Annotated in this window: 1 protein-coding gene; it reads left to right on the top strand. The window is 58.0% G+C overall.

From position 1 onward, the window contains the following. Positions 1–269 (top strand): hypothetical protein (locus ACO0K8_RS22375; RefSeq protein ID WP_422948862.1); only part of this gene is annotated, 269 nt, incomplete at both ends.

Raw genomic sequence — 269 nt, 5'->3', positions numbered from 1 at the left:
GCACGGTTGCGAAACCAGCGGAAGGTGCGACGTTAACCGTCACAGCGACGGTTACGGATATCGCTGGTAATGTCTCCGCCCCGGGCACGGATGCAGCCACATTAGTGACTGTAACAAATGGTGCACCCACTATCACCATCAACACCGATAGCAACAACGACGGCCTGATCAGTAAAACAGAACTCGGTGCAGCCACCACAGTGGCAGTCACAGTCGCCTTGCCAGGCACCGCGAAGGCAGGTGACACCCTGACGATCACCGACGGCACG

Source organism: Undibacterium sp. Ren11W (genome assembly GCF_049340485.1).
GTDB lineage: Bacteria > Pseudomonadota > Gammaproteobacteria > Burkholderiales > Burkholderiaceae_D > Undibacterium.
The sequence above is the reverse complement of the archived record's forward strand: the minus strand, read 5'-3'. Positions and strand labels throughout refer to the sequence as shown.